Source organism: Pseudomonas sp. FFPRI_1 (assembly GCF_055384485.1).
Genome location: NZ_AP029168.1, coordinates 5,149,778 through 5,171,463 on the forward strand (window position 1 = coordinate 5,149,778; position 21,686 = coordinate 5,171,463).

General features: G+C 65.1%; 22 protein-coding genes. 8 read left to right on the plus strand and 14 right to left on the minus strand.

Features of this window, described 5'->3' with window-relative positions; translation table 11 throughout:
* Positions 1-46: 46 nt before the first annotated feature.
* Both ACZ5BO_RS22740 and ACZ5BO_RS22745 read right to left on the minus strand, forming a co-directional pair.
* Positions 47-592 (minus strand): cytochrome b/b6 domain-containing protein, encoded by a 546-nt coding sequence (locus ACZ5BO_RS22740; protein ID WP_464696551.1) that lies wholly within the window; start codon positions 590-592, stop codon positions 47-49.
* Complete coding sequence (locus ACZ5BO_RS22745; RefSeq protein WP_464696552.1) at positions 592-858, minus strand: PepSY domain-containing protein; 267 nt, start codon at positions 856-858, stop codon at positions 592-594. Before ACZ5BO_RS22745 ends, ACZ5BO_RS22740 begins: the two co-directional genes overlap by 1 nt.
* 170 nt (positions 859-1,028) lie before the next feature.
* On the opposite strand from ACZ5BO_RS22745, the gene ACZ5BO_RS22750 reads away from it, so the two are divergent.
* From ACZ5BO_RS22750 to ACZ5BO_RS22760, 3 genes are all read left to right on the plus strand, one after another.
* Complete coding sequence (locus tag ACZ5BO_RS22750; RefSeq protein WP_025126635.1) at positions 1,029-1,691, plus strand: response regulator; 663 nt, start codon at positions 1,029-1,031, stop codon at positions 1,689-1,691.
* Positions 1,688-3,115 carry an ATP-binding protein gene (locus ACZ5BO_RS22755; RefSeq protein WP_464696553.1) on the plus strand — a complete coding sequence of 476 codons (1,428 nt, stop codon included), beginning with the start codon at positions 1,688-1,690 and terminating at the stop codon, positions 3,113-3,115. The genes ACZ5BO_RS22750 and ACZ5BO_RS22755 overlap by 4 nt, the downstream gene beginning before the upstream one ends.
* Positions 3,116-3,187: 72 nt before the next feature.
* A complete protein-coding gene (locus tag ACZ5BO_RS22760) occupies positions 3,188-3,730 on the plus strand; it encodes a hypothetical protein (protein ID WP_464696554.1) in 543 nt (180 codons plus the stop codon).
* 32 nt (positions 3,731-3,762) lie between these two features.
* Here ACZ5BO_RS22760 and ACZ5BO_RS22765 read toward each other — a convergent pair whose 3' ends face one another.
* Positions 3,763-3,936 carry a hypothetical protein gene (locus ACZ5BO_RS22765; protein WP_464696555.1) on the minus strand — a complete coding sequence of 58 codons (174 nt, stop codon included), beginning with the start codon at positions 3,934-3,936 and terminating at the stop codon, positions 3,763-3,765.
* Positions 3,937-4,621: 685 nt separating this feature from the next.
* On the opposite strand from ACZ5BO_RS22765, the gene ACZ5BO_RS22770 reads away from it, so the two are divergent.
* Together ACZ5BO_RS22770 and ACZ5BO_RS22775 are read left to right on the plus strand one after the other, a co-directional pair.
* Positions 4,622-5,569, plus strand: coding sequence for a dihydrodipicolinate synthase family protein (locus ACZ5BO_RS22770; RefSeq protein ID WP_025126631.1), 948 nt, complete (start codon positions 4,622-4,624; stop codon positions 5,567-5,569).
* A gap of 253 nt (positions 5,570-5,822) precedes the next feature.
* Complete coding sequence (locus tag ACZ5BO_RS22775; protein ID WP_464696556.1) at positions 5,823-7,106, plus strand: NAD(P)/FAD-dependent oxidoreductase; 1,284 nt, start codon at positions 5,823-5,825, stop codon at positions 7,104-7,106.
* A gap of 51 nt (positions 7,107-7,157) precedes the next feature.
* On the opposite strand, the gene ACZ5BO_RS22780 is transcribed toward ACZ5BO_RS22775, so the two are convergent.
* The 10 genes from ACZ5BO_RS22780 to ACZ5BO_RS22825 all read right to left on the minus strand — a co-directional run bounded on the left by ACZ5BO_RS22780 (position 7,158) and on the right by ACZ5BO_RS22825 (position 18,631).
* Positions 7,158-8,369 carry a benzoate/H(+) symporter BenE family transporter gene (locus tag ACZ5BO_RS22780; protein ID WP_464696557.1) on the minus strand — a complete coding sequence of 404 codons (1,212 nt, stop codon included), beginning with the start codon at positions 8,367-8,369 and terminating at the stop codon, positions 7,158-7,160.
* A 222-nt stretch (positions 8,370-8,591) separates the two neighbouring features.
* Positions 8,592-9,920: an MFS transporter gene (locus ACZ5BO_RS22785; RefSeq protein ID WP_464696558.1), complete on the minus strand. Its 1,329-nt coding sequence runs from the start codon at positions 9,918-9,920 to the stop codon at positions 8,592-8,594.
* 194 nt (positions 9,921-10,114) lie between these two features.
* Positions 10,115-10,888 carry a 1,6-dihydroxycyclohexa-2,4-diene-1-carboxylate dehydrogenase gene (locus tag ACZ5BO_RS22790; RefSeq protein WP_464696559.1) on the minus strand — a complete coding sequence of 258 codons (774 nt, stop codon included), beginning with the start codon at positions 10,886-10,888 and terminating at the stop codon, positions 10,115-10,117.
* 474 nt (positions 10,889-11,362) lie between these two features.
* Positions 11,363-12,376, minus strand: coding sequence for a benzoate 1,2-dioxygenase electron transfer component BenC (gene benC, locus ACZ5BO_RS22795; protein WP_464696560.1), 1,014 nt, complete (start codon positions 12,374-12,376; stop codon positions 11,363-11,365).
* Positions 12,377-12,386: 10 nt separating this feature from the next.
* Positions 12,387-12,875: a benzoate 1,2-dioxygenase small subunit gene (gene benB / locus ACZ5BO_RS22800; protein WP_025126625.1), complete on the minus strand. Its 489-nt coding sequence runs from the start codon at positions 12,873-12,875 to the stop codon at positions 12,387-12,389.
* Complete coding sequence (gene benA / locus ACZ5BO_RS22805) at positions 12,872-14,236, minus strand: benzoate 1,2-dioxygenase large subunit (RefSeq protein ID WP_464696561.1); 1,365 nt, start codon at positions 14,234-14,236, stop codon at positions 12,872-12,874. Before benA ends, benB begins: the two co-directional genes overlap by 4 nt.
* Before the next feature lie 856 nt (positions 14,237-15,092).
* Positions 15,093-16,049 (minus strand): AraC family transcriptional regulator, encoded by a 957-nt coding sequence (locus tag ACZ5BO_RS22810; protein ID WP_464696562.1) that lies wholly within the window; start codon positions 16,047-16,049, stop codon positions 15,093-15,095.
* 150 nt (positions 16,050-16,199) lie between these two features.
* Entirely contained in the window at positions 16,200-17,129 is a 930-nt protein-coding gene (gene catA / locus ACZ5BO_RS22815) for a catechol 1,2-dioxygenase (protein ID WP_025126622.1), read from the minus strand.
* Positions 17,130-17,181: 52 nt separating this feature from the next.
* Complete coding sequence (gene catC, locus ACZ5BO_RS22820; RefSeq protein WP_011062149.1) at positions 17,182-17,472, minus strand: muconolactone Delta-isomerase; 291 nt, start codon at positions 17,470-17,472, stop codon at positions 17,182-17,184.
* Between the two features lie 10 nt (positions 17,473-17,482).
* The gene (locus ACZ5BO_RS22825; RefSeq protein ID WP_464701353.1) at positions 17,483-18,631 is read right to left on the minus strand and encodes a muconate cycloisomerase family protein; all 1,149 of its coding nucleotides are present in this window, start codon (positions 18,629-18,631) and stop codon (positions 17,483-17,485) included.
* 125 nt (positions 18,632-18,756) lie between these two features.
* Here ACZ5BO_RS22825 and ACZ5BO_RS22830 point away from each other — a divergent pair, with 125 nt between their 5' ends.
* A complete protein-coding gene (locus tag ACZ5BO_RS22830; protein ID WP_464696563.1) occupies positions 18,757-19,665 on the plus strand; it encodes a LysR family transcriptional regulator in 909 nt (302 codons plus the stop codon).
* Between the two features lie 250 nt (positions 19,666-19,915).
* Here the strand turns inward: ACZ5BO_RS22830 and ACZ5BO_RS22835 are convergent, their stop codons facing one another.
* Entirely contained in the window at positions 19,916-20,668 is a 753-nt protein-coding gene (locus tag ACZ5BO_RS22835) for an outer membrane beta-barrel protein (RefSeq protein WP_464696564.1), read from the minus strand.
* 184 nt (positions 20,669-20,852) lie between these two features.
* On the opposite strand from ACZ5BO_RS22835, the gene ACZ5BO_RS22840 reads away from it, so the two are divergent.
* Together ACZ5BO_RS22840 and ACZ5BO_RS22845 are read left to right on the plus strand one after the other, a co-directional pair.
* A complete protein-coding gene (locus ACZ5BO_RS22840) occupies positions 20,853-21,278 on the plus strand; it encodes an RDD family protein (protein WP_025126618.1) in 426 nt (141 codons plus the stop codon).
* A gap of 60 nt (positions 21,279-21,338) precedes the next feature.
* Positions 21,339-21,674, plus strand: a complete 336-nt coding sequence (locus ACZ5BO_RS22845; protein ID WP_025126617.1) for a DUF6388 family protein — start codon at positions 21,339-21,341, stop codon at positions 21,672-21,674.
* Positions 21,675-21,686 lie beyond the last annotated feature (12 nt).

The following is a 21,686-nucleotide window of genomic DNA, read 5'->3' on the forward strand; positions in this document are numbered from 1 at the left end:
ACAGGAACCCGTGGCAAATACAGGGTGGGAACAAGGAAAAAAACCATTAGCGCTTAGCACTGCCCGGCAAGGGCCGGCGGCGGCCGGTGAGCATCGACAACGGCAGGTTGTCGCGCACCTGGACGCTTTCAAATATCGCTGCGCAGACGTGCAGCAGCACCAGCCCCAACAGCACATCCGCACTGGTTTCGTGCACTTGCAGCGGCCAGTCGGCGCCCCACAGGGCATCGACCTCTTCCATCAGAAAACCGCTGATGCCGATCAGCAACAAGGCCAGCAGCATCAGCAACATCACTAAAGCCCCGAGGGGCGAATGCCCCAGGCGATGCTCGGGGCGCCCGGCCAGCAGCGAGCGCAGATGCCCCGCCAGCCGGACCCGGGTCGGCCAGAAGTCGGACCAGCGCGCACTGCGCGGCCCGACAAAACCCCACAGCGTGCGCAACAGCAACCAGGCCATGGCGTAGTAGCCGAGCCAGACGTGCCAGTCATCACCGGCCTCATTGAAGAAGTAGTTGCCGATAAAGACCCCGGCGATGGACAGGTGAAACAGTCGCACCAACGGGTCCCACAGCCGCAGGGAAGCTTCTGGCATCAGCCTTTGATCTCGGTCTTCACGGCCTTGCCGGTGACCGGGTCGTGGTAGATCTCGACCTTGCGCTGGTCCTTGTCGAAGCCGTAGATCTCGTAGCAGTTGCCATCGGTGACCTTGAACTTGCTGATCTGGTAGCCCTGGGCCTTGAGCTGTTCCTGGAAGGCTGTCTGATCCTGCCATTGCGAGCGTTCGGCGGTGGTGCATTGCGGGCCGGCAATGGCCAGGGGGCTGGCGAGAACAAGGGACAGCAGCAGGACTTTGCGCATGGAGAAACGCTCCGTTGATAAAGGGAGCCTGCACTGTGCAAAACCAAGCTTAATGAAAGCTTAGTTGGCAACGCGCGGTAACATTTCCCCGGGAAAAACCCCTGCCGGCGGACCCTGGCCGGCGTCATCATGCGCCCCTTCCCTGCCCCTCGCCCTACCGAGAACCGCCCATGCGCCTGCTGCTTGTCGAAGATGATCGTGCCCTCGGCCAGGGCATCCGCGTGGCCCTGGGCGCCGAAGGCTATACCTTGGACTGGCTGCAGGATGGCATCAGCGCCCTGCACGCCCTGCGCAGTGAAAGCTTCGACCTGTTGCTGCTGGACCTGGGCCTGCCGCGGCTCGACGGCCTGGCGCTGCTGCAGCAACTGCGGGCCGAACAACAGGAGCTGCCGGTGCTGATCCTCACCGCCCGCGATGGCACCGCCGAGCGCATTGCCGGGCTGGATGCCGGGGCCGACGACTACCTGGTCAAACCGTTCGATGTCGAAGAGCTCAAGGCCCGGGTCCGCGCCCTGCTGCGCCGTAGCCAGGGCCGGGCCCAGCCGCTGCTGGAGCACGCCGGGATCCGTCTCGACCCGGCCACCCAGCAGGTGCATTGGCAGCACAGCGAAGTGCTGCTGACTCCCATGGAATATCAGCTGCTGCACCAGTTGCTGGTGCGTCCGGGCAAGGTGGTGACCCGCGAGCGCCTGTCCCGGGCGCTGTACGGCTGGCAGGACCGAGTCGAAAGCAACACTCTGGAAGTGCTGATCCACAACCTGCGCAAGAAGCTCTGCAGCGAACTGATCCGCACCGTGCGCGGCGTCGGCTATGTGCTGGAGCTCAAGCCATGAATTCGGTACGCACGCGGATCCTGTTGCCGGTGCTGGTGCTGGTACTGCTGGGGGACTTGCTGATCAGTTGGCTGGTACTGCGCGACAGCCACCATGAAATCGAGGAAGTCTACGACGCCCAGCTGGCCCAGAGCGCACGGTTGCTGCAAGGGGTGCTGCGCCAGCGCGACCCGGCTCAGAAGCCGGACGCAGCGGACTGGGAACGCCTGCACCAGGCCTTCGACCAGGCCATGAGCCGGGTCGGCGTGGAGGGCGCGGCCCACCCCTATGAAACCCGCCTGACGTTCCAGGTCTGGCGCGACGACGGCCAGTTGCTGATGCGCTCCGCCGAGGCCCCGATATTGGCGGCACCGCCTGCAACCCTGGGGGCCCACGATCTGTTGGAAAACGGCAAGGACTGGTGCGCCTTTCTCCTCGCCGACCCGCAGCAGGGCTTGCTGATCTGGGTTGGTGAGCGCGACGACATCCGCCAGGACCTGATCCAGCGCATCATGCGCCACACCTTGTGGCCGACCCTGATCGGCGTGCCATTGCTCAGCGTCCTGATCTGGCTGGCCATCGGCTGGGGCTTCAAGCCGTTGCGGGCCATGGCCCAGGGCATTCGCGGGCGCAGCAGCGAGACCCTGCAACCCCTGCAGCTCAAGCCTCTGCCCCGGGACCTGGAGCCGATGCAGACTGCCCTCAACCAGTTGCTGGGGCAGATCGACAGCCTGCTGGAGCGCGAGCGGCGCTTTATTGCCGACGCCGCCCATGAACTGCGCACACCGTTGGCGATCCTGCGGATTCATGCGCAGAACGCCCAGCACGCGGCCACCCCGGAACAGCGCCAGGAAGCCCTGGACTTTTTGCGCAACGGCGTCGACCGGGCCACGCGCCTGGCCAGCCAGTTGCTGACCCTGGCCCGCATCGAACCGCCCTCGATGCCTGTGCAGCACAGCCCCGTGGCCCTCACCGCCCTGGTGCGCGAAGAGCTGGCGGAGTTGGCGCCCCTGGCCCTGGACAAGGACGTTGAACTGGTACTGGAGGGTGACGAAGACTGCCGGATCGACACCGATCCCCTGGCCCTGGCGATCGCCCTGCAGAACCTGGTGGCCAATGCCCTGAACTTTGCGCCGCCGGGCAGCGAAGTGCAGGTGCGGGTCCAGCCCCTGGACGATGCCAGCGTGCGCTTGAGCATCGAGGACGCCGGCCCCGGCGTCGATGAAGCGCAACGCCCGCGGCTGCTGGAGCGTTTCTACAGCCAGGGCACGGCCAACGGCGCCGGGCTCGGGCTGGCCATTGTCCAGGCCATTGCCGGGCGGATCGGCAGCCGCCTGGAACTGCACAACCGCCCCGAAGGCGGCCTGTGCGCCGTGCTCCTGCTTCCCCGATCGCCCCGGCTTGAGCCCGCGAGCTCAGCGCCCGACCCCGTAAGGTTGGTATAAGATGCGTGCCCCTGGCGACGCGCACCTGCGTCGGCCAGCCGGCTGTAGCAATAACCAGACAGGAGCCAGAACATGGCCATCCCGGATCGGCTGAAACCCCTGCGCCCAACGCCGAAAAAACGTGCCTTGATGAAGGCGCTGCTGAGCGAAATCCTGGAAAAAGTCTGCGACAACCAGGAACAGGAAAGCCCCGAAATCGATGCCCTGATCCAGCAGTGGAACAGCCATTGCGTCAACCCGTTCGAGTTCCACGAATTTCGCGACATGTACAGCTACACCGATGCGCAGAACTTTATCCGCACGGCATTTCACCAGGAAAAGTACGTCGCCGACCTGAGCTTCGACGAGGCCTGCGCATTGCTGCAGTTCATCCGCAAATGCGAGGGCAAGGAGTCGGATATTCACTACGCCCTCAGCCTGCTGGAAACCAACTTCCCACAGGCCAACGCCTCGGACCTGATCTTCTGGCCCAACCATTGGTTTGGCGATGAGGCGCTGGTGCAGGTGGAACTGAGCACGGAGCAGATCATCGGGTATCTGATGCAGCAGTCATCACGACCATTGCCGGATGCGCCGCCCATCAGCCTGCCCCATGCCCTGCCCCCACGGACCTGACAAGCGGCCGTGCTGGCCGCTGCCCCGAAATATCAGCGTCGATCACCGCCCCCCGGGCCTCCGCCCGGTCCGCCTCGCTCGCCGCCCTCATAGCCGCCGTGACCACCGCCATGGCCGCCACCCGGGGGGAAGAACATCCAGCAACCGGACAGGGAGGACAGCAGGGCCACCAGCGCTGCCATTCGGGTCATTTGCTTCAACAACATAGGCTCACTCTCATTCATGATCAGGAGGTATTTTCCTGGCCGTTCAGACAGCCGCCACGGCCGTTTGCGCAGGGCTTCAAGGTAAAGAATGGGTAAGGGTTGTATCCGCGATGATGCACTTTCCCGCGCCCGTCGCCCCGCTTCAGGCACAGGTGCAATTGCTGCCGGCCCGCCCCGCTGGTGCCACGGGCCACAGGCCGCGTCAGAGAGTCGAGTATCCATGGCGCTACAGGCTTTCCAGCCCGAGCGGTCGGCCATGGAGGCAGCTCTGGCGCAGCCGTGGTTTGCACGCCGCGGTTTCTCTCTGCAGGGCTCGCCTCGCTCCGGGCCAGGAGACCCAGCCGCGCGCCTCGCGGCGCCAGTGCTTCGCGCCGGAGCGCTGATCCTGCGCTGCTGGCGCGGCCCTTGTCGGCGCCTCGAAGGTTTGCATAACGCCTCTCCTGCAGCCGGCGCCAGGGCGCGCTGAAACTGTGCTGCTTTCGTCAAAATTTACCTCCATTTCGATCAAGCGCCGCCCCTCCTTTGCGCTCATTCTGAGGCCTGCCTACTTGGCTGAGTGGAGGTTCGAAAGATGCCCGCCAGGCTGCTCGACGCCCTCGCTGAATGTGCTGATCACCGCGCAGCCGCCCGCGGCGGCCCCTGCACTGTTTGCAGCGCCCAATGACTTGTTTAAGGAGAGACCACCATGAGCGATAACATCTTCACCGGCTGCATACCCGCGCTGATGACCCCTTGCACGGCTGCACGCAAACCGGATTTCGACGCCTTGGTCGCCAAGGGCCGCGAGCTGATCGATATCGGCATGAGTGCGGTGGTGTACTGCGGCTCCATGGGCGACTGGCCGCTGCTGACCGAGGCCGAACGCCAGGAAGGCGTGGCGCGCCTGATCGCTGCGGGGGTCCCGACCATTGTCGGCACCGGTGCGGTGAATACCCGCGAGGCAGTGTCCCACGCCACCCATGCGGCCAAGGTCGGGGCCCAGGGGTTGATGGTCATTCCGCGTCTGTTGTCCCGTGGCACTTCGGTGGCCGCGCAGAAGGCGCACTTCAGTGCCATTCTCAAGGCCACGCCAACGCTGCCATCGGTCATCTACAACAGCCCGCACTATGGCTTTTCCACCCGCGCCGATCTGTTCTTCGAACTGCGCCGCGACTACCCGAACCTGATCGGTTTCAAGGAGTTCGGCGGCGCCGCCGACCTGCGCTACGCCGCCGAGCACATCACCTCCAAGGATGACGACGTGACCCTGATGGTGGGGGTCGATACCCATGTGGTCTACGGCTTCGTCAACTGCAACGCCACCGGCGCCATCACCGGCATCGGCAACGTGCTTCCCCGGGAAGTGCTGCAACTGGTGGCGCTGAGCAAGGCCGCCGCCAAGGGCGACCCCAAGGCCCGTCGCCAGGCCGGCGAGCTGGAGACGGCCCTGGCGGTGCTGTCTTCGTTCGACGAAGGCACCGACCTGGTGCTGTATTACAAGTACCTGATGGTGCTCAACGGCGACCGCGAATACACCCTGCACTTCAACGAAACCGATGCCCTCAGCGATGCCCAGCGCAACTACGCGCAGACCCAGTACGCGATGTTCCGCCAGTGGTACGCGACCTGGTCGGTCGAGCAAGGCTTCGCCTGACCCGACGCCCATGGCCGCTCATGGGCCTGGCGCCCTGAGCGCGCCACGCCCACTGCGCCACAGGGTGCCGCCACGGCGGGCAGCCTGTGGCCCTCATTGCGCTTGCTGTTCCTGGGCGCGCCCTGCTCTGGCCGGCGGCACGCCGAGCACGAGACACCGGCACCGCGCCCACGACTCACAATCCTTCCGCGCCCCGTGCGCCCCGGCGCATGGCCGCGCCGTGTATTCGATGGCCAGACAGAGGTCCTGCATCATGCCGAACAGCGTTTCCAATGCCCCCCAGAACACGCCGGACATCGCCATTGTCGGCGCGGGCATCATCGGCGTGGCCTGCGCCCTGCAGTTGGCGCGCCAGGGGCTGCGGGTGGTATTGCTGGACCAGCAGCCGCCCGGCCTGGGCGCATCGTTCGGCAATGCCGGGCACATGGCCACCGAGCAGGTATTCCCCATCGCCGACCTGTCGATCCTCATGCGTTTGCCCGCCATGCTCATGGACCCCATGGGGCCGTTGCGCCTGGACTGGAAATACCTGCCCCGGGCCCTGCCGTGGTTCGCCCGGCTGTTGCTCAACCTGCGCCCGGCGCCATTCCAGCGCAGCGTGGCCGGCATCCGCGCGCTCAATGAAAGCAGCCTGGGCGCCTGGCAACGTCTGCTCGCGTCCATTGACCGTGCGGCGCTGTTCAAGCACCAGGGCTCGTTGCTGGTATTCGAACGCGGCGAATCCCGCCGCGCCATCGACGCACTCCAGGCACGCATGGGCCAGCAGGCGGTGGCGCTTGACTACTGGTCGGCCGAGGCGGTGCGCGAGGCCGCGCCGCAATTGAGCGAGCAGATCAAGGGCGGGCTGTTCTTCCCGGCCACGGGGCACTTTCTTGACCCCTACCAGGTGGTCGGTGAACTGATGGCGGCGGCCCAGGCTTTAGGCACAGCGTTTATCCAGCGCCGGGTGCTGGGGGGCTGGCTGCATGAGCGCGGTGTCTCATTGCTCACCGATCAGGGGCCGGTCGAGGCACGCCGGGTGCTGATTGCCTGCGGTGCCCATTCCGCCCAACTGACCGCAGCCTTGACCGGCAAGCAGGTGCCCCTGGACACCGAGCGTGGCTACCACCTGATGCTGCCTCATGAGCCGCAACGCTTGCCGTTCCCCGTGACCTCGCTGGAACGCAAGTTCATCATGACCCCCATGAGCGGGGGGCTGAGGCTGGCGGGCACGGTCGAGTTCGCCGGCCTTGAGCGCCCGGCGAACATGGCCCGGGCCTGGCAGTTGCATCAATTGAGCAAAGGCCTGTTCCGCCAGAACTTGAACCTCGACGACGCCACGCCCTGGATGGGGTTTCGCCCTTCCCTGCCGGACTCACTGCCAGTGATCGACCAGGCAGCGGACGGCCGGGTGCTGCTGGCTTTCGGGCACCAGCACCTGGGCTTGACCCAGGCGGCGGTGACCGCCGAACTGGTCGGCCGCCTGGCGATGCCGACAGCGCTCAGCGCCTCAGGGCCACTTCCGGATCTGCAACCCTACCGTCTGGATCGGTTCTGAAAAGGGCCGCGGCCGAGCATCGCCAGCAAGGCCGCGGCGCCATTGTGCAACTCAGTGGCGTGGTCGCAACGGCTGGCTGCCCCTGGCCCCGGAGCGACGCACCGACACCCGCAGCAGCCCATGGGCCAGCAGGCCGAAGATCAGCCCCCAGAACGCCGCCGACAGCCCGAACAGCGACATGCCCGAGGCCGTGACCAGAAAGGTGATCAGCGCCGCCTCACGGTCCTCCGGCACCCCCATGGCGTTGCTCAGGGCACTGCCAATCGCACCGAACAGCGCCAGCCCGGCCAGGGCCGCGATCAGCGCCGGGGGAAAGGCGCTGAACAGCGAGACCAGGGTGGCGCCGAAGATTCCCAGCAGCAGGTAGAACACCCCACCCATGACCCCGGCGACATAGCGCTTGGCGGGGTCGGCGTGGGCCTCGCGGCCGGTGCAGATGGCGGCAGTGATGGCAGCCAGGTTCAGGCCGTGGCAGCCGAACGGCGCCAGCAACACCCCGACCAGGCCGCTGCTGGCAAGGATCGGGCTGGCCGGGGTGCGGTAGCCGTCATTGCGCAGCACCGCGATGCCGGGCACGAATTGCCCGGTCAGGGCCACCACCACCAGCGGCAGCGCGACATTGAGCAGCGCCGAGAAACTGAAGGCCGGGGTGATCCAGTGGGGCGTGGCCAGGCCGATCACCAGGGCCGACGGGTTGATGTCGCCGCTCCCCAGGGCCATCCCGCAGCCCACCAGCAACACCGCCAGCACCGCATAGCGCGGCAGCAGGCGCTTGCCCAGCAGGTAGGCGCAGAACATTGCCCCCACCAGCAGCGGCTTGTCGGCCATGGAGCGAAACAGCCCGGTGCCGAAACTGAACAGGATGCCCGCCAGCATCGCCGCGGAAATCGCCGCCGGCAGCTTGCCGACTATCCGGTCGAAAATCCCCCACAGCCCCACCAGCAAAATCAGCCCGTTGGCCACCAGGTAGGCGCCCACCGCCTGGTCGAGGCTGACGCCCGGCAACAGCGCCACCAGCAGCGCCGAGCCCGGCGCCGACCAGGCGATCACCAGCGGCACCCGAAAGCGCAGGCTGAGGACGATGCCCAGCACCCCGCTGCCGATGGAGATGGCCCAGACCCAGGACGACAGCACGGCTTCTGGCAACCCGGCGGCCTTGGCCGCCTGGAAGATGATCACCAGGGGCCCGGCATAGGAAATCAGCGTGGCGATGAACCCGGCCACCAGCGCCGAGAGGGAAAAGTCCTTGAACAGGGTATTCATGCAGGCTCCACAAAACGGGGGCAGCGCGCTCTGCCGCGGTGCCGATGCCATAGGCGGTGGTTTCTCACACGGTGCGGCGAGCGCAGGCCGAACCAGCAACGGTCGGGGCGGGGTCCCGCGCAGGGTGACTCATCCATTCCCCTCTGCGCCGCCAGGCTCGCGTAACGCCGCAACGGCTGGTAGGGCAACAGCGTCCATCCCCTGCCTGTTGCCCAACAGCCCCTAGACCCCGGCTTCGGCCAGGGGCAACGCCCCGGCCCGGCGCGGATATACAAAGCACATGGCCAGGGCCGCCACTGCCCCGGGCAAGGCAAAGGCCATGAAGTTGTAATGCAACGGCAACTCCACGGCCACCAGCGCTCCGCCCAGCAGCGGCCCGACAATCGCCCCGCTGCGGCCAATGCCCGAGGCCCAGCCAAGGCCCGTGGAACGCATGGCCATGGGGTAGAACTGGGCGACACAGGCGTAGGCCAGGATCTGCGTGCCGATGGTACTGGCGCCGGCGATGGCGATCAGGGCGTAGAGCAGCGGGCTCGGGCTCTTGAACCCCAGCAGGCTGATGGACAGCGCCGCCATGACGAAGAACCCCACCAGCACCTTGGGCAGGGACAGCCGATCACCGATCCAGCCACCGCCCACGGCGCCGAAGATCGCGCCGAAGTTCAGCACCAGCAGGAACATCAGGCTCGAGCCCAGGCCGTAGCCGGCGCTGGTCATCAGCTTGGGCAGCCAGGAGTTCAGGGCGTAGACCATCAGCAGGCAACAGAAGAACGCCAGCCACAGCATCAGCGTGCTCAGCGCCCGGCCTTGACGAAACAGCTGCAGCACCGGTGCACCGGCGGCGGCCGGCAGCGCCTGGACAAAGCGGTCCCCGGCCTGCGGGACAAACCCCGGCTCCACCTGCTGCAGCACCTCCCGGGCTTCCTGCTCGCGGCCCTGGCGCAGCATGAAGCCCACCGACTCCGGCAAATGCTTGAGAATCAGCGGCAACAGCAGCAGGGGAATCGCCGCCACATAGAACACCGACTGCCAGCCGAACGCCGGCAACAGGACAATGCCCAGCCCTGCCGAAAGCATGCCGCCCACCGAATAGCCGCTGAACATGATCGCCACCAGGGTGCTGCGGATCTTCTTCGGCGCGTACTCACTCATCAACGCCACCACATTGGGCATCACCCCACCGATGCCCAGGCCGGCGACAAAGCGGCACAGGCCGAACTCCGTGGGGTTGCGGGCGAAGCCGTTGAGCACGGTGACCCCGCTGAACAGGATCACGCACACGGCAATGACCTTCTTGCGCCCGATACGATCCGACAGCGAACCGAAGAACAGCGCGCCGAGCATCATGCCGAACAGCGCGTAGCTGCCCAGGGCCCCGGCCTGCAGCGGGGTCAGGCCCCACTCGCGCATCAGCACCGGCAGCACCACGCCGTAGATCACCAGGTCATAGCCGTCGAAGATGATGATCAGCGCACACCAGAACAGCACGCGCCAGTGGAAAGGGTTGAAGCGGGCCTCATCGATCAAGGCATTGCAATCGAGGTTACGCATGGCATCGGACTCTTATTGTTGTTTTGGAAACCGCGTCAACGAAGCGCACCGCAGGGGGAAGACCTCAGCGGATTGCCCCGGGATGTTGGGGGTCAGGCCGTGTGCTGCAGCCTCTTCCTGCCGCCAGGAGTTCAAGGCTCAGTGTGCGCCGCCGGCCCCTGCAGCAGCGCCTGGCGGCCGGGGCGTTGTGTGCTTCAGCCCTGATCCCCTCCGCCCACCGGCATCACCATGCCAGTGATGTAGGAAGCCTCATCGGAGGCCAGGAACAGAATGGCCGCAGCCTGCTCGTCAACGCTGCCGTAGCGTTTCATCAAGCTGCTGTCGAGGGTCTGGTCGACGATCTGCTGGTACCAGACTTTTTCTTCCGGGCTCTGCTCGGCGCTGTTGCGCGGGATGCGCCGCGGTGGTGCTTCAGTGCCACCGGGGGCGGTGGCGTTGACCCGCACCCCGCGCCCGGCGGTTTCAAACGCCAGGCAGGCGGTCAGTGCGTTGACCCCGCCCTTGGCCGCGCCGTAGGGCACGCGGTTGATGCTGCGGGTGGCGATCGAGGAAACGTTGACGATGGCGCCGCTGCCCTGCTCCAGCATGTAGGGCAAGGCGGCGTGGCAACACCACAGGGTAGGGAACAGCGAGCGGCGCACTTCGGCTTCGATCTGCTCGGCCTCGTAGTGCTCGAAGGGCTTGGCCCAAATGGTGCCGCCGACGTTGTTCACCAGCACATCGAGGCGACCAAAACGCTGTACCGCCGCGGCCATCACCCGGCTGCATTCGGCATGGGACTCCAGGTCGGCGGTAAGGGCCAGCACCGGGTATTGGGGCGCCAGTTCGGCTTGCAGTTCGAAGACCAGCTCCGAGCGGTCCACCAGCACCACCCGGGCGCCCTCTTCGGCCAGGCGTTCGGCAACGCGACGGCCGATGCCCTGGGCGGCGCCGGTGACCAGAGCGACTTTGTTATGGAAGCGGTTCATGCAGACCTCGTGAGTGCAAAAAGATGGAGAGAACACCAACCGACGTAGGAGCCGGCTTGCCGGCGAAGGGGCCCTTGAGCCTTGCAGCGCCCTTGGGAACGCCTTCGCTGGCAAGCCAGCTCCTACAACGCTATGCCTTGCCGTGTGGAATTCCGTAGGAGCTGGCTTGCCGGCGAAGGGGCCCTTGGGTCTTGCAGCGCTCTTAGGAACGCCTTCGCTGGCAAGCCAGCTCCTACAACGCTATGCCTTGCCGTGTGGAATTCCGTAGGAGCCGGCTTGCCGGCGAAGAGGCCCTTGAGCCTTGCAGCGCCCTTGGGGACGCCTTCGTTGGCAAGCCAGCTCCTACACAACGCTATGCCTTGCCGTGTGGAATTCCGTAGGAGCCGGCTTGCCGGCGAAGGGGCCCTTGAGCCTTGCAGCGCTCTTGGGGACGCCTTCGCTGGCAAGCCAGCTCCTACGGCGGTGAGGCGTTCTTCAGGCGGCGCTGGCGGCGAATTTTTCGAAGTAGAAATTCGCCGGGACGATGCCCTGCTCGCGGATGTACTGGCTCACCGCTTCGACCATCGGCGGCGGGCCGCACAGGTACACGTCCACATCACCCTGGTTCAGGTGTACCGGTTCGATGTGCTGGGTCACATAACCTTTGCGCGGGTACTGGCTCTCGGGGCTGGCCACGCAGGCGCTGAAGCTGAACTGCGGGATGCGCGCGGCAAAGTCTTCCAGGCGATCCAGTTCCACCAGGTCGAAATCGTTGGTCACCCCGTAGATCAGATGCAGCGGGTACGCGCTGCCCTGCTCGGCGATTTTCTCCAGCATCGCGGTGAACGGCGCCAGCCCGGTGCCGCCCGCCAACAGCAGCAAGGGACGACGAATCTCGCGCAAGTAGAAGCTGCCCAGGGGGCCGGCCAGGGTCAGGCAGTCACCAGCCGAGGCCGGCCCGGTGAGAAAGCTGCTCATCAGGCCGCCAGGCACATTGCGGATCAGGAAGCTGACCTCGCCATCGCGCTGCAGGGAGCTGAAGGAATAGGCCCGGGTCTGCGCGCTGCCCGGCACCCCGAGGTTGACGTACTGCCCCGGCAGGAACGCCAGCCGGCTCAGGGCCTCGCTTTTGACCGACAGGGCAATGGTGCTGTCGGACAGCTGCTGCAGGCGGCTGATCTGTGCGTCGAAACTGGCCTGCCCGGCACGACACACCGCCGAGGACGCCGGCACCCGCACCACGCAATCGCTCAAGGCGCGCATCTGGCAGGTAAGGACAAAACCCTGCTCGGCTTCGGCGGCGCTCAGGGCGTCTTCGATGTAGTCCTCGCCCAGCTCGTAGCGCCCGGCTTCGGCCTGGCACTTGCAGGTGCCGCAGGCGCCGTCGCGGCAGTCCAGGGGAATATTGATGCCCTGGCGGTAGGCGGCATCGGCCACGGTTTCTCCGGCGTTGGCGCTGACGAAACGGGTCACGCCGTCTTCGAAATTGAGTGCGATTTGGTGGGTCATGGCAGTCGCCTCAGAGGTGGTAGATGTCGACGACCTGGCGAACGTAGTCGTTCTTCAGGATGACTTTCTTGGCCAGGATCAGCGGGTTTTCGCCTCGTAAATCGAGGGTGTAGAAGCTGCTGCCGAAGTAGCTGTCCACGGTCTTGTAGCGAAAGCTCAGGGTGTGCCAGTTGAAGCGCACCTTGCACAGGCCGTCGGCCTGCTCCAGCAGCTCGATATTGCTCAGGTTGTGGGAGGTGCGGGTGTCGGGGATGCTGGCGCTGGAGCGCTCGGTCTTGATCCGGAACACCCGGTCTTCCAGGCCGCTGCGGTTGCCGTACCAGATCAGCGAGATCTCCCGCTGCGGGTCTTCAGTGAGCTGGTCGCTGTCGTCCCAGGAGGGCATCCAGAAGGTCGCGTCGGCGGCGTAGAGCTCCAGCCAGCTGTCCCAGTCCTTGTCGTCCAGGTAGCGGGCTTCGCGGTACAGGAAATCGCGCACGGCATCATAGGCAATGTTCATTGCACGGCCTCCACGGCGATCTGGCGTGACTCTTCAACAGCCAGGGCGGCGAGCATGGTCTGCTGCCAGTACTTGTGCTGCATCACGAACAGGCCCTCGTCCTCGGTGCGCACGCCGCTGAGGATCGGGTGCAGGTCGATTTCCCTGGCCGCCTCGTCGGCGCCCTCGACCCAGTGCTCGGCCCCGCGGGACATGTCGTTCCAGGCCGTGGTGCTGCCTTGGTAGCCCATCTGGCAGGAGCGAAATTCCTCCAGGTCGTCGGGGGTGGCCATGCCGCTGACGTTGAAGAAGTCCTCGTACTGGCGGATGCGCCGGGCTCGGGCTTCATCGCTTTCACCCTTGGGGGCGATGCAGTAGATGGTGATTTCCGTGCGGTCCACGGAAATCGGCCGGGCAATGCGGATCTGCGAGCTGAACTGGTCCATCAGGTAGACGTTGGGGTACAGGCACAGGTTGCGCGAGTTCTCGATCATCCAGTCGGCGCGGGCCTGGCCGAAGTCCCGGGCCAGCTCGTCACGGCGCTCGTACAGCGGTCGGTCCTCGGGGTTGGCCCAGCGGGTCCAGAGCAGCATGTGGCCCTTGTCGAAGGAGTAGAAGCCGCCGCCCTGCTTGGCCCAGCTGCCGGCGCTCATGGTGCGGATGTCTTCGCCGGCCTCACGCTGCTTGCGCTGGTTCTGGGTGGCGGCGTAGTTCCAGTGCACCGAGCTGACGTGGTAGCCGTCGGCGCCGTTCTCGGCGGTGAGTTTCCAGTTGCCTTCGTAGATGTAGCTGGAGGAACCGCGCAGCACTTCGAGGCCGTCGGCGGACTGGTCGACGATCATGTCGATGATCTTCGCCGACTCTCCCAGGTGCTCCACCAGGGGCAGCACCTCGGGGTTGAGGCTGGCGAACAGAAAGCCGCGGTAGGACTCGAAGCGCGCGACGCGGGTCAAGTCGTGGGAGCCTTCGCAGTTGAAGCTCGCCGGATAGCCGGCGGCGGCCGGGTCCTTGACCTTGAGCAGCTTGCCGGAGTTGTTGAAGGTCCAGCCGTGGAACGGGCAGGTGAAGGAAGCCTTGTTGCCGGTCTTGTGCCGGCAGAGCATGGCCCCGCGATGGCTGCAGGCGTTGATGAAGGCGTTGAGCTCACCGTTCTTGTTGCGGGCGATAAACACCGATTGCCGGCCCATGGTGGTGCTGTAGTAGTCGTTGGGGTTGGGGATCTGGCTTTCATGGGCCAGGTACAGCCAGTTGCCCTCGAAGATGTGCTGCATCTCCAGGTCGAACAGCCGGGGGTCGGTGAACATCTCGCGCTTGCAGCGGTAGACGCCCTGGTCGCGGTCTTCTTCAAGCAGGGCGTGCAGGTATTCGGGTCGCAGGGTCATGGCCACCGCCTCCATTGTTTTTGTTCAGGCAGCCCCATGCTAGGACGGGGGTTGGGTGGGCAATAGCCGTTGCGTGCAGACCTGTATCCGTTTTCTGCAAAGGGCCTGGCGATGGGCTGTGCAGGAGCCGGCTTGCCGGCGAAGCGGCCCTCAAGCCTTGCATCGCCCTCACGCGCGCCTTCGCTGGCAAGCCAGCTCCTACGGGCCGGATCTGAAAGGGCCGTGTGTAGGAGCCGGCTTGCCGGCGAAGAGGCCCTCAAGCCTTGCATCGCCCTCACGCCCCCCTTCGCTGGCAAGCCAGCTCCTACGGGCCGGATCTGAAAGGGTCGTGTGTAGGAGCCGGCTTGCCGGCGAAGAAGCCCTCAAGCCTTGCATCGCCCTCACGCGCGCCTTCGCTGGGAAGCCAGCTCCTACGGGCCGGATCTGAAAGGGTCGTGTGTAGGAGCCGGCTTGCCGGCGAAGAAGCCCTCAAGCCTTGCATCGCCCTCACGCGCGCCTTCGCTGGCAAGCCAGCTCCTACGGGCCGGATCTGAAAGGGTCGTGTGTAGGAGCCGGCTTGCCGGCGAAGAAGCCCTCAAGCCTTGCATCGCCCCACGCGCGCCTTCGCTGGCAAGCCAGTTCCTACGGGCCGGATCTGAAAGGGTCGTGTGTAGGAGCCGGCTTGCCGGCGAAGAGGCTCTCAAGCCTTGCATCGCCCTCACGCGCGCCTTCGCTGGCAAGCCAGCTCCTACGGGCCGGATCTGAAAGGGTCGTGTGTAGGAGCCGGCTTGCCGGCGAAGCGGCCCTCAAGCCTTGCATCGCCCTCACGCGCGCCTTCGCTGGCAAGCCAGCTCCTACCAGGGGCCGATGCCTGGGATCAGTGGCGGCGCTTGAGGGTGTCGGAAGGCAGTTCGCCGTAGTGCTGGCGGTAGCTCTGGGCAAACCGGCCCAGGTGCAGGAAGCCGAAGTCCAGGGCCAGTTCGGTGACGTTGCGCACCGGGCTCTCGGGATCATTGAGGCAGGCGTGAACCCGTTGCAGTTTCTTCTGCCGAATGTAGTTCTTCGGGGTAGTGCCGGCGTTGCGTTCGAACAGGCCGTACAGCGAGCGCAGGCTCATGCGCGCCTGCTGCGCCAGTTCTGCGCAACCGATGTCTTGCTTGAGGTTGCGTTCGATGTAGTCGGCGATGCGTTCGAAGGTCGCCGCCGAGGCTCCCAGGGCGCCGCGCTGGACGTTGGTCTGCATCAGCCCCAGCAGCTTGCCCACCAGGATCTGTGCATAGTGCTCCTGGACCTTGGGCATGCATTCCCGGGCTTCGGCTTCGCCGCAAAGCAGGCTCAGCAAGGGGATGAAACCTTCCAGGTCCTGCAACTGGTAGCGCTGCTGGAGAAAGCGCACGCCCTGCCCCGGGTACTGCCAGCGCTGTTCCTGGCAGGCGGCTTCCAGCAGGCGCGTGGGAATCTTGATGATGAATTTTTCGCAATCGTCGGAATAGGTCAGGTCCACCGGATCGTCGGGGTTGATCAGCAGCAGTTCGCCGGGGGCGAAGTAGTGTTCTTCACCCGGGCCGCGCCACAGGCAATGGCCCCGCAGCAGCACTTGCAGGTGGTAGATGCTTTCCAGGGCCGGCGAGGTGACGCGCACGCTGCCGCCGTAGCTGAGGCTGCACAGGTCGAGGCTGGCCAGGGAGCGGTGGTGGAGGCTGGCCTGGGGGCTGCCGGCCCGTGGCAGGCGGATGCAGTGGCTGCCCACGTGCTGGTTGACGTAGCCGGACACGGCATAGGGATCGGCTTGGACAAACACGCTACTGCGCTCAGTCAACAGATGCATTTGCATAACCGGGTCACTCTGATTGTTCTTATAGGGGGTGCATTGCGCGGCACTGGTACCGCCCATGCAGGCAGATCACGCAAGGCACACTCGCACACAACGGCAAAAGCCACGAGCCCCGAAGGGAGCCCGTGGCTCGGTCCTGCACGATCGGGCTCAGGCCTCCAGGGCGCGCACCCGCTCGTGGCGCTGCTGCTCTTGTGGTTGCGCCGAAGACTGCAGGGTGAAGTCGAAGTCGATCTCGGCAAAGCGTCCGCTGACCCCCAGGGCCTTGGCCCGGGCCTGGTCTTCGCTGAAGGTGATCTTGGCGATCAGTTCGTCGCGGGTGGCGTAGGCGAAGTCGTCGTGCAGGTACTGGTCACCGTCCAGGTTGATCTGGGTGGTCAGGTGGCGATGGTCGTCCGCCGAGATGAAGAAGTGGATGTGCGCTGGGCGCTGGCCATGCCGGCCCAGTTGGTCGAGCAACTGCTGGGTCGGGCCATCCGGCGGGCAGCCGTAGCCGGACGGCACGATGCTGCGAAAGCGATAGCGACCCTCGGCGTCGGTGACGATGCGCCGGCGCAGGTTGAATTCCGACTGGCTGCCGTCGAAGTAGGAATAGGTGCCGCCGGTGTTGGCGTGCCAGACGTCGACGATGGCCCCGGCCAGGGGTTGGCCCGCGGTGTTGGTGACCTGGCCCTGCATGAACAGCACCACGCCCGGGTCGACGCCGTCGTCAAGCCGCGCCTCACCCTGGGACAGCGGCGCACCGGCCACGTACAACGGGCCTTCGATGGTACGCGGGGTGCCGCCGGTCTTGCCGGCCTGTTCGTCGGCGGCGTCCATCAGCAGGTCCAGGTAGTGCTCCAGGCCCAGGCCGGCAGCCAGCAGCCCGGCTTCCTGACGGGCACCGAGGACGTTGAGGTAGTTGACCGCTTTCCAGAACTCTTCCGGGGTCACCTCCAGGTCTTCGATGATGTTCACCGAGTCCCGCAGGATGCGGTAGATGATGGCCTTGGCCCGTGGGTTACCGCCCTCGGTGAACTGCCCGCTGGCTTCTTCGAGAAACTGCTGGGCGCTGGCAGTGTGGGAAATACGCACGTTCATGATCGATCCTCATCTTGTATTTATTAGAGTGGCTAACGCTCTGGCAACGGACTCAGCGGTCATCCTCATGAATCGAGGAAGGATGCCTGCACATGGCGTCGACTTCGATAGCCATGTACGGATACAGCGGCAACTGCATCAGGGTGTCGTGCAGTTCCTGCACGCTGTCGACGTCGAACACGCTGTAGTTGGCGTACAGCCCGGCAATGCGCCACAGGTGGCGCCACTTGCCCTCGGCCTGCAGGCGCTGGGCCAGGGCTTTCTCGTCGGCCTTGAGCTGCGCGGCGCGCTCGGGGTTCATGTCGACCGGCAGGTTCACGGTCATTTTCACGTGGAATAGCATGGAGCCCTCCTCAGGTGTGATGCAGCACGGGGGTGGTCTTGTCGCGGCGGAAGAACGCCAGGCGCTCTTCGTCCAGGCTCAGGCCGAGGCCCGGTGCCCGGGAGACATGCAGCTGGAAATCCCGATACAGCGGCGGCTCGGCGAGAATGTCCTCGGTCAGCAGCAGCGGGCCGAACAGCTCGGTGTCCCAGCTCAATTTGTTCAGGGTCAGGAACGCGTGGGCCGAAGCCAAGGTGCCGATGCCGCCTTCGAGCATAGTGCCGCCATACAGGCCGATGCCCGCCGCCTCGGCAATCGCCGCGGTGCGCAGGGTGGCGCGAGGGCCGCCGTTCTTGGCGATCTTCAGGGCGAACACCGAGGCCGCGCCTTCCCGGGCCAGGTTGAAGGCATCTTCCACGCACTCGATGGATTCGTCGGCCATGATCGGCGCCGGACTCACGGCATTCAGGCGCACCATGCCGGCGCGGTTGTTGCGCGAGATCGGCTGCTCGATCAGGTCGATGCCATTGCCGCCGAGGATGCGGCAAGCGCGCAAGGCCACGGCTTCGTCCCAGGCCTGGTTGACGTCGACCCGCACGCTGGCGCGGTCGCCCAAGGCCTTCTTGATCGCGATCACGTGGGCCAGGTCACGGTCCACTTCGCCGGCGCCGATCTTCAGCTTGAAGATCCGGTGGCGGCGCAGGTCGAGCATCTGTTCGGCTTCGGCGATGTCCTTGGCGGTATCGCCGCTGGCCAGGGTCCAGGCCACCGGCAGCGCATCGCGCACCCGGCCGCCCAACAGTTCGCTGACCGGCAGGCCAAGGCGCTTGCCCTGGGCGTCGAGCAAGGCACTTTCGATGCCCGACTTGGCGAAGGTGTTGCCGCGGATGCTCTGCTCCAGGCGCAGCATGGCGGCGTTGATGTTGCTGGCGTCCTGGCCGATCAACAGCGGGCTGAAGAAGCGGTCGATATTGGTCTTGATGCTGTCCGGGCTTTCATTGCCATAGGCCAGGCCGCCGATGGTGGTGGATTCCCCCAGGCCTTCGATGCCGTCGGCGCAGCGCAGGCGGATCAGCACCAGGGTCTGGTTCTGCATGGTGTGCATGGCCAGCTTGTGAGGGCGGATGGTCGGCAGATCGACGATGATCGTCTCGATCGATTCAATGGCAGAAGCGTGCATTTCCATACCCGTCAGGTTCTTGAAGTTCTGCCAACGATTCTGTCCCGGCTTTTTCCGGGGGGCCAATATAGAATTGGTCTGGTTCGATACCTTTAAGGTATTCAAGCATCACCATCGGAGGCCCCATGGAACTGCGTCACCTGCGTTATTTCCAGGTGCTGGGAGAAACCCTGAATTTCACCCGCGCCGCCGAACGCCTGCACATCGCCCAGCCGCCCTTGAGCCGGCAGATCCAGCAACTGGAAGACGAACTCGGGGTGTTGCTGCTGGAGCGTGGTCGGCCCTTGCGCCTGACCGCCGCCGGACGGTTTTTCTATGAACACTCCAACCGGGTGCTGGAGCAGTTGGGCAAGGTCTGCGACAACACCCGGCGCATTGGCCTGGGGCACAAGACCTGGCTGGGCATCGGCTTTGCCCCTTCAACCTTGTATGGCGTGCTGCCGCAACTGATTCGCCGCCTGCGCGGCAACGAGGCCCTGGAGCTGGAGCTGGGGCTGTCGGAGATGACCACCCTGCAACAGGTGGAAGCCTTGAAGGCCGGGCGCATCGACATCGGCTTCGGGCGTATTCACATCGACGATCCGGCCATCGTCCAGCGCGTGCTCACCGAGGATCGCCTGGTGGCCGCCCTGCCCGCCGGGCATCCCTTGCTCGGGCAACCATTGAGCCTGCAGCAACTGGCCGCCGAGCCGTTCGTGCTCTACCCCGCCAACCCGCGCCCAAGCTACGCCGACCATGTGATTGCACTGTTCGCCGGCCACGGCCTGCAATTGAAAGTGGCCCAGTGGACCAACGAACTGCAGACCGCCATCGGCCTGGTGGGCGCCGGCCTCGGCATCACCCTGGTGCCGGCCTCGGTGCAGGTGCTGCATCGTGACGACATCGGCTTCTGCCCGTTGCTGGAACCCAAGGCCACCTCGCCGATCATCCTCAGCCGCCGGGTCGGCGAGCCGTCGCCGGGCCTCACCCACTGCCTGCATCTGATTGCCCAGTTGCGGGCCGAAATCGGTCGCGAAGAACCTTCCATCGGCTGAAAACACCAGCGCCGGCCCCATCGAAAGACGGGGCCGGCGGCTAATGCCAGTCAGTTGAGGGCAAGCGCTGCACTGGTGGCGAGGCAGATTGCTCGCGCGGGGGCGCGCAGCAGGGGTAAAAATGGGACTGCGACACAGTCCAGCAGGAGCTAGCTCCCTCGCTTCAGGTTATTTTTCGTTCGCTCTAGCGCTCAACTGATCGGCATTAGGCACCGGCGGCTCTCTTGCCGTTTGCAACGGGCTGCGGCTCTTAGAAGGTCAGGCCAACCTTGAAGCCATACTCGTTACGCTTGAGCCGGGTGTTGTCGGCCACCGGGGTGTCTTCGTCCAGCTTGTATTCGGTGCGGGTGTAGTAGACCCCGGCCATCACCGGCAGCGAGCCGTTCTGGTTCATCAGGAAATTCACCTCGGCATAAGGGTTGGTGCGGTCCTTGAGGTCCACGGTGTCGCTGCCGACATCGTCGACCTTGAGCCGGGCCTTGCCGTTGATGGTGTGGCGAGCCCCCAGTTCAACGCGCATGGTGACGTCGTCGAACTGATGGTTGTAGCCCAGGGCCGCCTTGGCAAATGGCGACTTGTTGGTGAGCTTCATGTCGTAGTCGCCGGTGTCCGGCTCGTAGCGGGTCCAGCTGTAGCCGGCGCCCACCAGCACGTCGACGAAATTGCGCGCATCCAGCGCCGCACGCCAGCCCAGGTCCAGGTCGGCCTGGCCTTCCTTGAGCTTGTTGTCGCTCTTCTTGCCGAACTTGGCTTCGACCCCGGCCTGGTAGATCAGCCCCGATTCGGCGGTCATCTTGTTGCCGAAGTTGTAGAACACACCCCCTTCACCCAAATGCTCCTTGTCGCTGTCGCTACCGCCTTCGAGCTTGAAGTCGTTGTAGCTGCCCAGGATCCCCAGGGTGGAAATCGGCCCGGTGTCCGGTGCGGCCATGGCGTTGCCGGACAGTACCAGCAGAGCGGCGGCAGAGGTGCTGACTAGAAGGGTTGCATAGACATTTGGCATTGCGGGTAAATCTCCCTGTATAAAAAAGACCAATGACTCAGGAGCCTTTTCGAGGGAGATGAAAAGCAAAAGGTTCTGATTATTTTTCACCTTTTTTTCACATCGTAATGGCGCCTCGCCACGTGCCAGGGCTTTAGGCCTTACAATACCGGGCTCAATACACGACGTAGTCTTGGGGCAATGCATGGAAGTATCGAGAACCAGCCTGCTCATCCGGCGCATCCTGGCCTATCTGCTGGACAGCGCCCTGACGGTGCTGCTGTGGCTGGCCTTGAGCCTCGCCGTGGGCGGTTTCTACCACACCGACCTGGCGCTGATGGCGATCTGGAACCTGTATTTTGTGCTCTGCGAATACCTGTTGCACGGCCGTACCCCGGGCAAGGCCCTGTGCGGCCTGCAGGTGATCAACGGCGTCGGCCAGGCCCCTTCGCTGATGCAAGTGCTGATCCGCTCGGCCACGAGGCAGTTCGAAGCGGCACTCAGCCTGGTCACCTTGCTGGTGTGTGCCAACTCGGGCCGCTGCCAGCGCATTGGCGATATGCTGGCGCGTACCTACGTCATCCCGCGCAAGGACCTGGTGCAGTTGCGCGGTTTGCCAGTCGGGCCTTGAGCGCTGGCAACACCTCTATCATCGCGCCCTGCTGCATCGGCGCTTTTTCCGGGAGTCTCAATGGCAATCAACGAACAGCCCCATGAACTGGCCTTGCGCAGGTTCCTCGAGCAACGCCCCGACTTGAATCAACAACTCGACCACCTCAATCCCCTGGAAGCCCGGGCCCGCGGTGAAACCCCGGAGCAGTACCGCGCAGAACGCCTGCACGAGGCCTTCGAAGCGGAAGCCGAGCGCCAGGGCTTGTTCGCCTGGGAGCTGAGTCTGCAACTGACGACTGCCAGCACTGATGAGTACCGGCAGCGACGCCTGGCAGTGCACAAGGAGGTGGCAGAAATGGCCGGCATGCCGTGGCCGGAGTATTGCGCGCTCCACGGCATCGTCCCTGATGCCTGAATCTTGCAGCGC

Coding starts and splice junctions, on each gene's coding strand:
- ACZ5BO_RS22740 (WP_464696551.1), bottom strand. CDS start 592: ATGCCAGAAGCTTCCCTGCGGCTGTGGGACCCGTTGGTGCGACTGTTT.
- ACZ5BO_RS22745 (WP_464696552.1), bottom strand. CDS start 858: ATGCGCAAAGTCCTGCTGCTGTCCCTTGTTCTCGCCAGCCCCCTGGCC.
- ACZ5BO_RS22750 (WP_025126635.1), top strand. CDS start 1,029: ATGCGCCTGCTGCTTGTCGAAGATGATCGTGCCCTCGGCCAGGGCATC.
- ACZ5BO_RS22755 (WP_464696553.1), top strand. CDS start 1,688: ATGAATTCGGTACGCACGCGGATCCTGTTGCCGGTGCTGGTGCTGGTA.
- ACZ5BO_RS22760 (WP_464696554.1), top strand. CDS start 3,188: ATGGCCATCCCGGATCGGCTGAAACCCCTGCGCCCAACGCCGAAAAAA.
- ACZ5BO_RS22765 (WP_464696555.1), bottom strand. CDS start 3,936: ATGTTGTTGAAGCAAATGACCCGAATGGCAGCGCTGGTGGCCCTGCTG.
- ACZ5BO_RS22770 (WP_025126631.1), top strand. CDS start 4,622: ATGAGCGATAACATCTTCACCGGCTGCATACCCGCGCTGATGACCCCT.
- ACZ5BO_RS22775 (WP_464696556.1), top strand. CDS start 5,823: ATGCCGAACAGCGTTTCCAATGCCCCCCAGAACACGCCGGACATCGCC.
- ACZ5BO_RS22780 (WP_464696557.1), bottom strand. CDS start 8,369: ATGAATACCCTGTTCAAGGACTTTTCCCTCTCGGCGCTGGTGGCCGGG.
- ACZ5BO_RS22785 (WP_464696558.1), bottom strand. CDS start 9,920: ATGCGTAACCTCGATTGCAATGCCTTGATCGATGAGGCCCGCTTCAAC.
- ACZ5BO_RS22790 (WP_464696559.1), bottom strand. CDS start 10,888: ATGAACCGCTTCCATAACAAAGTCGCTCTGGTCACCGGCGCCGCCCAG.
- benC (WP_464696560.1), bottom strand. CDS start 12,376: ATGACCCACCAAATCGCACTCAATTTCGAAGACGGCGTGACCCGTTTC.
- benB (WP_025126625.1), bottom strand. CDS start 12,875: ATGAACATTGCCTATGATGCCGTGCGCGATTTCCTGTACCGCGAAGCC.
- benA (WP_464696561.1), bottom strand. CDS start 14,236: ATGACCCTGCGACCCGAATACCTGCACGCCCTGCTTGAAGAAGACCGC.
- ACZ5BO_RS22810 (WP_464696562.1), bottom strand. CDS start 16,049: ATGCAAATGCATCTGTTGACTGAGCGCAGTAGCGTGTTTGTCCAAGCC.
- catA (WP_025126622.1), bottom strand. CDS start 17,129: ATGAACGTGCGTATTTCCCACACTGCCAGCGCCCAGCAGTTTCTCGAA.
- catC (WP_011062149.1), bottom strand. CDS start 17,472: ATGCTATTCCACGTGAAAATGACCGTGAACCTGCCGGTCGACATGAAC.
- ACZ5BO_RS22825 (WP_464701353.1), bottom strand. CDS start 18,631: ATGCACGCTTCTGCCATTGAATCGATCGAGACGATCATCGTCGATCTG.
- ACZ5BO_RS22830 (WP_464696563.1), top strand. CDS start 18,757: ATGGAACTGCGTCACCTGCGTTATTTCCAGGTGCTGGGAGAAACCCTG.
- ACZ5BO_RS22835 (WP_464696564.1), bottom strand. CDS start 20,668: ATGCCAAATGTCTATGCAACCCTTCTAGTCAGCACCTCTGCCGCCGCT.
- ACZ5BO_RS22840 (WP_025126618.1), top strand. CDS start 20,853: ATGGAAGTATCGAGAACCAGCCTGCTCATCCGGCGCATCCTGGCCTAT.
- ACZ5BO_RS22845 (WP_025126617.1), top strand. CDS start 21,339: ATGGCAATCAACGAACAGCCCCATGAACTGGCCTTGCGCAGGTTCCTC.